8 protein-coding genes and 1 tRNA gene are annotated in these 9,327 nt (G+C 38.9%); 4 read left to right on the forward strand and 5 right to left on the reverse strand.

What is annotated here, in order from left to right; genetic code table 11:
• Positions 1–272 precede the first annotated feature (272 nt).
• On the reverse strand, positions 273–512 hold the full coding sequence (locus tag HCJ66_RS15040; RefSeq protein WP_246369244.1) for a hypothetical protein: 240 nt from the start codon (positions 510–512) through the stop codon (positions 273–275).
• Positions 490–699, reverse strand: a complete 210-nt coding sequence (locus tag HCJ66_RS15045) for a DNA-binding protein (protein WP_222717530.1) — start codon at positions 697–699, stop codon at positions 490–492. Before HCJ66_RS15045 ends, HCJ66_RS15040 begins: the two co-directional genes overlap by 23 nt.
• 207 nt (positions 700–906) lie before the next feature.
• Here HCJ66_RS15045 and HCJ66_RS15050 point away from each other — a divergent pair, with 207 nt between their 5' ends.
• Genes HCJ66_RS15050 through HCJ66_RS15060 form a run of 3 tightly spaced genes read left to right on the forward strand, consistent with a single transcriptional unit; the run spans position 907 to position 2,901 of the window.
• Positions 907–1,245, forward strand: a complete 339-nt coding sequence (locus tag HCJ66_RS15050) for a helix-turn-helix domain-containing protein (protein WP_187133881.1) — start codon at positions 907–909, stop codon at positions 1,243–1,245.
• 26 nt (positions 1,246–1,271) lie between these two features.
• Positions 1,272–1,790, forward strand: coding sequence for an ImmA/IrrE family metallo-endopeptidase (locus HCJ66_RS16520; protein ID WP_187133882.1), 519 nt, complete (start codon positions 1,272–1,274; stop codon positions 1,788–1,790).
• The gene (locus HCJ66_RS15060) at positions 1,780–2,901 is read left to right on the forward strand and encodes a tyrosine-type recombinase/integrase (RefSeq protein ID WP_187133883.1); all 1,122 of its coding nucleotides are present in this window, start codon (positions 1,780–1,782) and stop codon (positions 2,899–2,901) included. Before HCJ66_RS16520 ends, HCJ66_RS15060 begins: the two co-directional genes overlap by 11 nt.
• A gap of 53 nt (positions 2,902–2,954) precedes the next feature.
• Here the strand turns inward: HCJ66_RS15060 and HCJ66_RS15065 are convergent, their stop codons facing one another.
• The 3 genes from HCJ66_RS15065 to HCJ66_RS15075 all read right to left on the reverse strand — a co-directional run bounded on the left by HCJ66_RS15065 (position 2,955) and on the right by HCJ66_RS15075 (position 8,270).
• Positions 2,955–5,984, reverse strand: coding sequence for a DEAD/DEAH box helicase (locus tag HCJ66_RS15065; RefSeq protein WP_187133884.1), 3,030 nt, complete (start codon positions 5,982–5,984; stop codon positions 2,955–2,957).
• A gap of 297 nt (positions 5,985–6,281) precedes the next feature.
• Positions 6,282–6,354: transfer RNA gene (locus HCJ66_RS15070), tRNA-Lys, on the reverse strand.
• A 116-nt stretch (positions 6,355–6,470) separates the two neighbouring features.
• Positions 6,471–8,270 carry a glycoside hydrolase family 2 protein gene (locus tag HCJ66_RS15075; protein ID WP_187133885.1) on the reverse strand — a complete coding sequence of 600 codons (1,800 nt, stop codon included), beginning with the start codon at positions 8,268–8,270 and terminating at the stop codon, positions 6,471–6,473.
• 206 nt (positions 8,271–8,476) lie between these two features.
• Here HCJ66_RS15075 and HCJ66_RS15080 point away from each other — a divergent pair, with 206 nt between their 5' ends.
• A complete protein-coding gene (locus HCJ66_RS15080; protein WP_187133886.1) occupies positions 8,477–8,986 on the forward strand; it encodes a GNAT family N-acetyltransferase in 510 nt (169 codons plus the stop codon).
• Positions 8,987–9,327: the final 341 nt, after the last annotated feature.

Raw genomic sequence — 9,327 nt, forward strand, 5'->3', positions numbered from 1 at the left:
CAATCTTGGCACACGCTCATTCCAGCCTGCTACAGTTTCGTTTATCAAGTGGCAACTGCATTCACTCGAAATCGCACGTGACATTTCGAATCATTTGCGCTACAATAAAAGTGTCGAAGTTTTATCGGAGCGTCCTGATCTATCAGGGCGTTTCTTTTTTTGTATAGCCATCTATCACTATACAAATATGTAATTGTCAAAGAACAGCCTTACCATCATTTTCGATTCTGTCATTCGGGTTGCCCTTGGTGGTCTAGCCTCACACCAAGCAATCATTGTAGAATCGCTGTTACATCACGGTGATATACCCCGTAATTCTTACAGATACGTCGATAAGAGACTCCTTTTTGCAAAAGACGGTGAATTGTATCCTTAGAAAAAGGAAGCCCTAGTAAGTGGTCTATCGTCACACTACGCAATGCTATACTCATCCTAATATTCCAATCACCTTCCATTTTCCGAGCCAATGGAACCGCCTTCTTCATCAAATCATGCGTTTGCTTGTAGTTCATGCGGATCGTCCTCTCCTAAATCAGAAAAACCATATACTTTTTTGAAATACAGTTCGTTCACCTTGCCACTCTTCACTCGGTAACCTTTTTGCACTAGTTCTGCATTTAATTTCCGAATAATATCATATGCACCTGAAACACTAATTCCCATTAATTTCGCGACTTCCTTAGCATTTAAAAATTTCAAATTTAACACCTCACCCATGTAACTTTTAATTTCATTCGATTTATTTTGTAACCTATGAGTACATTATATAATAAATAATTGTACTTGTAAAGGACATTTTAATATTTTTTTTCTATTAAGCGACAAAAAGTAGTTCCCTTTGGTTTTCCCCATACGTTTAATATAGAATATAAATGTACCCTAAAGTAAAGAAAAGGAGCTATTCCCATGGCTAACATTATAGGAGAAAGAATAAAAAAACTTCGCAAAGCAAAAAAGCTCACACAAACTGAATTAGCCAAACAAATAAACCTCACTCATGTCTCAATCTCAGGATATGAACGCGGCACTCGTCTGCCTGATACTGAAACATTAGGCAAACTTTCTGATGTATTAGAGACAACGACTGATTATTTGCTAGGAAGAACAAACAATCCTACATCTGGTGAAAAAGATAATGTCTCTGTTCATTATTTCGAAAAAGAAAATTTAACAGATGAAGATTTAGAGTACATCGAAACTATGATAGAAGCTTTGAAAAGAAAAACTAGAGACAAAAATAAATAAATCCCTACAACGAGGTGAACGGGAACATGAGGACAGACTACATTGGAAATTACCTTGAACAAAAAGCATCCCAATACTTAAGGACACTAAACATTCGATTACCCAGTGACTTAAATATAGAACGGATATGCACATTAGAAAACCTAGACTATCGCTTAGGAAACGCCTCTAGCTACATTGTCGTGAATGAGTATCGCCTCATCACTATCAACAAGCAGAAGACTCCTAAGCAGCAACATTTTGAATTTCTACACGAGTTAAGCCATAATCATTTTGACCATCATAAATACTTAGCCCGATGTGATAACTTCGAGCAAGAAGCTTGCCATTTTTCATTATACTTAGCCGTACCAATTCATATGTTCCAATTTATCAATTTCGAATCCGATAATCTGGTTCAAGAAGTCAGTGATCTCTTCAATATTCCCGAAGAAATCGCGTATCAACGTCTCCAAAATATTTTTGATAACTGCAATTATTACAATATTTTTTTTACTCGTAAAAAGAACATACGTTCCAATAGGAGGAGTTATTATGGTAATTAAGAAAACCGACAAGGGGTATATACTTGATGTTAGCCTAGGATACGATCCAGTTGTACAAAAACAGCGCAGAATAAAGAAAAAAAACATTAAAACCAAGGCAGAAGCCGAACATTTGCAAAGTTATTACAAACAGCAATATTTCCAAAATAACTTGGTGACGAATTTAAAAGTGACCTTTGACCAAATTGGCGATAAATATTTCGCGAATTATACTGTAGATCAAAAACTTACTTATGTAAGTACTCAAAAAGGATACTATAATCATAGAATTATGCCTCATTTTACAGGGAGCTTAATTTCGAAATTAGAGAAGAAAGACTGTATACAATTCAGAGATATGCTACTAAATGAGGATGAGAAGACACGTTTATCTAATAATAGTATTAATAAACACATGATCTTGCTGAAAAAACTGTTTGATGTCGCTATTGATGATAATCTTATTATTAGGAATCCTTGTACAGGGATTAAGAAGTTGAAAGTCGTTAAACAGAAAATGAAATTCTGGACTACTGCGGAATTCAAGTGTTTTATTGATGCTATCGATGAAAAAGATCATGTTGATAAAGTATTCTTTACGACGGCTTATCTAACTGGGATGCGTGCTGGAGAAATGTTGGCATTGAAGTGGGAGGATATTGATTTTGGACGAAATGAAATTCATGTTTCTAAAACTATGTCTCGTGTGGGCGGCGAGAATATTGTCACCACGCCAAAAAGCACTAATAGTAACCGCTACATTACTATTAATGCGAAATTAGCAAAGATGCTTAAGGGCTGGAAAGATCGTCAGGAAGCTTTATTGAAATCCTATTTGATAACCGATTTGAAAGATATTACTGTTTTTCAGTACAGTATTAATACGCCTATACGTGAATGTTTTGGGACGAAAAAGATTACGAGAATTTGCAAAGTTGCTGGACTGACACCTATCAGACTGCATGATTTTCGGCATTCACACGTTGCTTTATTAATTGATAACCACGAGGAAATAACTGCGATAAAAGAGCGCATGGGACACGCTAGCATTACTACAACAATTGATACCTATGGACATCTATTCCCAAATAAACAAAAAAGTATGAGTGATAAATTTGATAACATCTTCTGAACCCGTGGTATTCAAATCTACACAAAAACTTTATCCACCGCTCTTAATAGCTATCAATTACTAAAATAACATGTTAAAGGAATATTATAAGTATCCGTTAAATACGCATCCGTTGATAGAATTATTTGATTCATAGAGTCTGTCATCTTGGATTTAGATACTCCTGGCTGAACAATCGATATTTTAAAATCTGTTTCAAACCCTGATTTGACCATTTTTTTCAACATATGCAAGATCTGTAAATCACCTTTTTCAAAACGAGTTGCGCTATCATTTTCAAGTCGCATATTTTCCCTTAGTATCATCCGCTGAACAAGCTCTAATATATTATCATTCCACATGATAGATTTTTGAGCTTGCCCACATACCTCATATAAATCATTAACCCTTGCTCCAGCAAGAGCTCTACCAGAATACTTACAGTGGTATAAATGAAAAGATACTCTCCGTAGCTCTTCATCAATTTTAATTGAAACAATATCTGCAATCTCTCCCGATCCATCGTCATCAAATATCACATCCGATGATTGATCTACAATATTATGTATTGTAGCATATTGAATTGAATCTGATTTCCTTCCCTTCCCTTGAGATTCCGACTTAATATTAACTCCTAATGCATCCCAATCAATTGAATGTATAATATTTGCAGATAATTTAAGTTCTTTCTTAGGTTTAATTACAGTCTTTAGATTTTCTTGCACAACAACAACGGTTCCATCTGCCTGTATAAAGGATATTTCTGGCGAATTTTTATAAAGGTACTCTGACATACTAATGGTTTGATTTCTTAGCTTCACTTTCAATTCTTCGCCCTTTATCTGTTTGAAACAATACTTATTACCATCTATAATCTGCTCAAAAGCAAACTCCCTAGCATTTATCCAAAAACCAAATTGTATTTTCCCATTTATGAGCTTGGGATTGCTTACAACTGTTTGAAAAAAAGGAAATAATTTATCCTCTTTAGCAAGATACAACTGCTTAGCATATGAATTCGATACCTCTAGTACTTCGGGTAATGATATTTTATAGGGAACTCCTTCAGGGAATTCTTCAATACCTTCTAAAGCAAGCGAATTGTCTAATACTGTACTCGTATCAATACTATCATCTAATACTTTTTCACTTATTTTTTGGCACCATTCTGTCCAAAAGCTAATTCGCTCTACCCATCGCATCCAGACCTTCCCTTTATAAGAACAGCCCACACTGATGCGTTTCCCATCTTGATAGCCATAGCCAAAGATATTGGATTTAGTTGAACTTGACACCACTGCTTCATTTATTCCAGACTTAATATCTGTACCTACGAACATTCTAAAGATAATTTGACCATTCGGAACTTGCTTTAACCCCAAAGTACCAATCAGTAATCTGTTAATCCCTTCTAGGATACGCCATACCGAATCACCTTTGATGTCTACAGCCTGAGGAAACATTTTACCAACAAGGCGGTTTCCCTTTCCAGAATCGGTTTCATTTATATGAACAACCCCATTGACTTTATCAAAGAATACAACGAAGAAATCATAATCATATTCCACTAAATCCTTTTGTTCCGACCAAACTACTTTCTTTTCAATAGGCTCGATAAATATATACACTGAATCCTCTTTATTAATGAATCGTGTGGTAGTTTCAGGATCTAAAACTTGTTTCCAACCGTCTTCAAAAATCGCCTTTGATTCATTTTTAAACATTCGCGTACTTATCTTCATTTTTATTTGTGATAAATCTATATCTTCAACATGACCTTTTTCAAACCTGTTTACGAACTCCCCAAGTTCAACTTCTTTATCCACAGCTTGATTTGAATGAATATTAAGCAGTCTATTCCAATCAGAATCTTGACGGTATAATTCTTCAACAGATTCTTTCAAATCATCTAGTGCAACATTAGTAACGAGTTTTGCATTCCCTAATTTATTATTGCTAGTTCTGGCAAATCGCCCAATGAACTGCAATGTAACTGGTAATGATTTGTATTTATCATGAATTGCAGCAATCTTAAGCGTTGGAATATCAATACCTTCACCAAACATGTTAACGCATACAACAATCCGTGAACTACCATCCTTAACTTTCTTTAGATTTTCATTTCTCTGAACGCTTGGAATACCTGTATGAATTAATACAGGATTAAATTCTTTATACTTAGAATATATACCTTCAAACAATTCATCTGCACGCTTACGACTATTTGCTCTAGCTAAAAGTATATGCTCATAGCCAAGATTAATATCTTCTCTCAAACAGCCCACTGCTACTTTCGCAATAGCCTTATCTGATTTATGCTCATCGAATTCCTGTATAGGATAAAAGTCAATCGGCTTAAAATATTGGGATTCTTGAGCTAAGCCTAAACTATAATTGAAAATAATTTTACCATCAATTTTTTTACCATCATTTCTAAAAGGGGTTGCTGTGAATTGTAGAATTTTTTTCTCTAAAAACTTTTCTCTAACAGTCCTCCAATCGGGAGCTCCAAGATGATGTGCCTCATCAAATATCACAACTTCTATTTTTTCGGACAATTGGCTCAATAAATTGGCAGGTAAATTCTTAATCATCCCTGGAGTTGAAACAATGATATTTGCCTTATCAAACGCATCAGAAAGAATTCCCTCATCCTTATTATCTACTTTCGCTTTATAAAGTAAAGTTGTTGGAAATATGACTTCGTCTGATATCATTCCCAATTTAGACAGGATACCAAATCGACTAGCCCCTTCAAAAATTTGTTCACGTAAAAGATTGGACGGAACAATAATCAATGTTGAACATATTCTCTCTGAAATAATGGTAGTATACATCGTTTCAGATTTCCCTGTTCCAGTAGGCAGAACAATTGTAGCAGGTGCGGTTGATGTAGCCCAATGCGCTCTTATTGAGGATAGCGCGCCAAATTGGGGCATCCGTAGTCCAATCTCTTCTTTACTCCGAGAAACTTTTTCTTGATACCCCTTTTTCCAACTCTCCAAAATATGTTCTTTGCTAAACAAGACGCCGCTTTCATCAACACACACACTCAATTTATTTCCATTTCCAATCTTTGAGTTTAAAATTTTATATTTTTGCATTTTTCTCCCTCTTCCTGTTATGTTGTTATTTCGTTCCTTTCATTGATAACAGTATAACAGATATTAGCATATAACTTCCAAATTTTTGCCGTAAATAGAAAGGATAACATTACACTCTTAGTAGCTATTAAGGTAGCATTTCAGGAATGTTAAATCCGTTACGTGTTAGTTAAACCATATACTATCGCTTCCTTAAATTCATTTAAATTTTCTTCATAAGGATTTTTCAGGATTTTCACAAACATTTTTACGCACAAAAAAGCCCCAACAGACATGATATCCGTTGAGGCTCTAGGATGGGTTGTGAGGGGATCGAACCCACGACCCGCTGATTAAGAGTCAGCTGCTCTACCAACTGAGCTAACAACCCGTGCGATAAATGTTTTTACCGACAAGACTTATTCTAGCACTTTCGCTCGGGCTTGGCAAACATTTCACACATAGTAGGAAGGGGATTAGTTCTTGGATGCCCTTCCTACTTGCTTTTTACTCTACAATTTGATTGAAATACTGGTCATTTATCTCTCGTATCCGCTTTAATTCGCATTTTGGCTCGCGGTCGTATGTTAGTAGTCCGTTGATTTCGACTTCTACGTCGGTCAGTTGGGTGTAGCAGTAGCCGTGCAGGGCTTTCGAGCTGTAAACGGCCTGCATGACGCGGCTGTAATCAGCGACGAATTCTTCGGCGTTTTTAACGGATGTGTAGCCCCAGCCTGTCTGGTCGCCTGTTTGAAAACCTATTCCGCCGAATTCTGTTAGCAAAATGGGCGCGTCTTGGTGCCGAAATCCTGCGGCGTAGATGGCGCGTAATGTCGATTGGGATTTCAAAATGGCTTCTTTGTCGTGAATCATCGTGCTAAAATCAGCGTACTTCTGTGGTTCGTCTTCACGGCCGTGTGAATAATTATGCACCGCGCAAATATCGGTTTCAGTCATTTCCCAACCGTCATTGGAGATTACCGGGCGGGTTTTGTCGAGGGAATGAATGAGATGGTACATCGCTTGGGTGTGATGTTGTTGCTCGCGATTGTTGTGAATATTTGGTACGCCCCAGCTCTCATTGATCGGCACCCAGGTCACAATGCTCGGATGATTGTAATCGCGTTCGATAATTTCTAACCATTCGCGAGTCAACCTGGTCGCCGTATCTTCTGTATAAACTGGTGCCGCCGCACACTCGCCCCAAACGAGGTAGCCCAACGTATCTGCCCAATATAGAAAGCGTGGATCTTCTACTTTTTGATGTTTACGGCAACCATTGAATCCCATTTCCTTGGCGAGCTCGATATCGTGACGCAACGCTTCGTCGGACGGCGCAGTCAGTAAACCTTCGCGCCAGTAGCCCTGATCCAGCACCAATTTTTGATAGTAGGGGCGGTTGTTCAAATAAACCATGCCGGCCTCCGTGTGCACCTTGCGCATTCCAAAATACGACGAAACCGCATCATACACCGCCAAATCATCCTCTAAGCAAAATTCAATCTGGAAAAGGTTCGGGTTTTCTGGTGTCCAATTCCAGCCGTCATTATGGTTCGGCGAGCGGAAAATCTTTTTTTGATAAATCGACACGTCGCGCTGCATATGGTTTTGCGTTAATTTCACCGTATCCTCAGCAACTAATGTCTCCCCAAAACGAATCACATAACGTAAGCGCTTACCGGTAACGCCTCCCGCAAAAATCAAATCGAGTTCCACCATGCCGGTGTCCACATTTGGCGTCATGCGCAGCTTTTCAATATGTAGCGCGTCCACGGTTTCCAGCCAAACCGTCTGCCAAATTCCCGTCGTGTTCGTATACCAAATCGCATCCGGTTCCGGCGTCCAACTCTGCTTCCCGCGCGGAATCGTCTCATCTTTTTGCGGATCAAACACCCGCACAACTAGCGTCACAGCCTCACCCACAGCCACAAACGGCGTAATGTCAAACGTAAATGAAGTATGCCCACCATCATGCTCGCCGACCTTTTGCCCGTTCACAAAAACGCTCGCCGAATAATCCACCGCACCGAAATGCAGCTTCACTTCCTTACCACCGTCCAAATCCCCGTCAAGCGCAAACTCCCGCTTATACCAAACAATCTCGTGATGCGTCTGATCATCCATCCCACTAAGCGCCGTCTGATACGCAAATGGCACCACAATACGGTTCACAAGCGTCGTATCCCCACGAAACCAGCCCTCACGCAACCCAACGTCCCCATCATCAAAAGCAAATTCCCATTCCCCATTCAAATTCATCCAGTGTTCCCTCACAAATTGCGGTCTCGGATATTCTTCTCTCAACATTTCGCATCGCTCCCTCTCGTAAAAACGCTTACAATGAACTTTATAGTTAATCAAATAAAAAGCTATCTTAACTCGTATTATACATAAAAGATAACTATATTGTCAACACAGTATAGATTAAATAAACTAAAAGGTAAATAACCAAGTGGTTGCTTTTATCCAAAAAATGTTCTATGCTCGAACAAACAAACTAGGAGGCTAATTCTATGACATTTCCTATTCTCCACACACAACGACTGATATTAAGACAAATAAACACCGCAGATATTAGCGCGATTTTCGCCTTACGATCAGATTCAGAAGTTGCCACTTTTCAGGAACGCGCTTTGCATCAAAACCTCGAGGAATCCGGAGCTTTCATTGACAAAATAAACGTCGGAATAAACAACAACAACTGGATTTTCTGGGCAATAACGCTAGCAGAAACAGACGAGCTAATCGGGACAGCTTGCTTGTGGAATTTTTCAGACGAAGGGACGCGCGCGGATTTAGGCTACGAATTATTGCCGCGATTCCAAGGCTCTGGCTATATGCACGAAGCCCTGCCTCCAGTACTCGACTACGGTTTTAAGCAACTCCACTTACAAAAAATCGACGGCGTAACCCACAAAAACAACAACCGCTCCACCCAACTCCTCAAAAAACTGGAATTCACTCTAAATCCAGATTTTGCGGACGGAAACGAAATTATGTACACGCTAAAAAAGAGAAGTTAGGAATTTGCGCCTAACTTCTCTTCTTATTTCTGCGTCTTCGAAATGCGGCCTCAAGAGCCAGCCTCTCGGAATTTTCGTGACCTCCGCAAAAACCAAGTACGGGTTTTCACTGCGCCCCTAACAAATTCTGTCGAGGCTAACGGGCTCTTTCAGCTTTATTGTGGGTCTTAGGAAATGTTCTGTATTTCCTTAGAGCCTCAATATGAGTGCGAACGTAGGGAGCATTCGTTCCTTGCGCTGTGTCATGTTCCATACACCCAATCCAGCTTCAACGGCCAACTCCTCGAAAACTTCACGCCCTCCATAAAAAGCAAGATCGGCTTTTTACTGCGGCCGCTCCA

This window comes from Paenilisteria portnoyi, assembly GCF_014322795.1.
GTDB classification, from domain to species: Bacteria; Bacillota; Bacilli; order Lactobacillales; family Listeriaceae; genus Listeria_A; species Listeria_A portnoyi.